Annotated in this window: 2 protein-coding genes; one reads left to right on the top strand and one right to left on the bottom strand. The window is 57.1% G+C overall.

Going from position 1 to position 1,758, the window contains the following annotated elements; translation table 11 throughout:
- Window positions 1-40: 40 nt before the first annotated feature.
- Window positions 41-175 carry a hypothetical protein gene (locus NYR58_RS20285; protein ID WP_261522934.1) on the bottom strand — a complete coding sequence of 45 codons (135 nt, stop codon included), beginning with the start codon at window positions 173-175 and terminating at the stop codon, window positions 41-43.
- Between the two features lie 227 nt (window positions 176-402).
- On the opposite strand from NYR58_RS20285, the gene NYR58_RS20280 reads away from it, so the two are divergent.
- Entirely contained in the window at window positions 403-1,248 is an 846-nt protein-coding gene (locus NYR58_RS20280; protein WP_261522933.1) for a hypothetical protein, read from the top strand.
- Window positions 1,249-1,758 lie beyond the last annotated feature (510 nt).

Genomic DNA, 1,758 nt, shown 5'->3' with positions numbered 1-1,758 from the left:
TCTTTCGCATTCGTCTGCTCCTTCAAAGTTGGCGCAGACTCTACATCACGGTGAGGGATTTTGCGGGGGGCAGGTCAGCTGCATTGGCAAGATTCTCCTGAGTGAGACCATGCCATTTGCGTATGAACTTCACCTGCTCAGCGATGTAGGCGGCGTCACGTTCCATGGTATCCATTGTCGCTCTCCATGCTAGGGATGCAATGACAATGACGCGGTCGGCTCACGATGTCCCCGAACGCTACCCGAACGTATTCCGAACAAACGGCTGTGCAGCCAATCCCGGCCAACCTTGAACGGCCGGATTGGGTCGTTCGCCGAAGGGCAGCCATCCAGTGCAGCAACTCGAAAGGGGACTGTCGGCAGTCGGCCCCCTCTGCGACGTTAGCGCTGGTAGGAAGAGGTTTGCCGGCCTTCGTTGTATATGCTTTTCTGTGCACAGAGGTGGGGCAGCAGATGGTAGATGCCGGGTGGGGACAACTTTTCGTCGCAGCTCTTGGCGGCGGTTCTACGGTGAAGATCCTCGACATCGCTTACCAGGAATGGCGCAAGCGAAGAGAAAAGTCGGACTCCGCCGAACAGTTCGTCGACCGTCACCTCGATCCCTTGCTGAAGGCTGCCGACGAGCTTGTCGGCAAGCTACGATCGCTTGCGGAAGATGACTTCAAAGCGATTCACAGCGTGACGCCAGACGACAGCCGCCTCGAGAACCACGATTTTGCGAGCCTCCTCTACCTATTTGGCTGCTTCTGGGCGCAGGTTGAGGTGATCCGTCAGGAAGGTATGTCGGTCGCAATGGCAAAGGATGAGCGCGGCCTGCGGCTCCAGAAGTTCTTCGATTGCCTAGAAGGGCGCCGCGTCCGGATCCTACCGAGGGTACTGCAACGCGCTGTTGGCGAGACTTTCCGCACTGAAAAGGGAGCGAAGACCTTCGTCGAGTTCGTAGCTGCCTTCGAAGAAACCGAAGGTTTCAGGCGGTGGATCATGCCTCTGGCGACGTTCCTCTCTCGAACCGAGCACACGACCGAGCGCCAGCAATTGCTGCAATACGGTGTCGTTGTGCACGCGATGATCGACCTGCTTGACCCCACGCACAGTATAACCCGTGAGCGGCCGTCCATGCCAAACAAGCTAACCACTAAGTCATGGAGGGCGCTTAACTATCGAGTGTTTGGCGTCTATCTGACATTCGTCAAGGACCGACAAAAATACATCGGGCCGCCCAGAAGGCGGCCCGAAAGAAAAGGGTAAGGCGGCCCGAAGAGACTTTGGAACCCTGAGGCTCGGAACGTCTGTTGGGCGCGCCTTTAGCTCGTTGGCACACTGATGTGCATCACACCGCTAACATCGTCATGCTGGCGCCAAATGTCAATGGCAACATATTGTTCAGGATGCCAAAAGTATTCTGTCCGTCTCCGCTGATAATCCTCTAGTCCTGGTGGAGAAACCCGTAAGCGGCGGCCACCGCTGGGGAAGTTGGCTCTGCTGTGAGGAGGCCGCCTTCGGGCGCTCCACTCAGACTCTGCATGGCCGGAGAAACGGCCAAGTCTTAGAGGACCGCTCACCACCCTCCAGCGCTATTGCTGTCGTACCGTGCCAATGACTGGTTGAGGTTATGGCCAGGACAAAACCTTTGTCGAGCTGAACGTCCGCTCATCCACATCCCGCATCAGAAGCCGCCATTCTGACCTGCCCCTTTTTTCAGGGCCACTCGTAAGTCGAGCCTGTTCTCCTTTTGTGTGCCATCATTCGGCGGCGTGA

The sequence above is a fragment of the Chelativorans intermedius genome, assembly GCF_025398255.1.
In the GTDB taxonomy this organism is placed as follows: Bacteria; Pseudomonadota; Alphaproteobacteria; order Rhizobiales; family Rhizobiaceae; genus Chelativorans; species Chelativorans intermedius.
The sequence above is the reverse complement of the archived record's forward strand: the minus strand, read 5'-3'. Positions and strand labels throughout refer to the sequence as shown.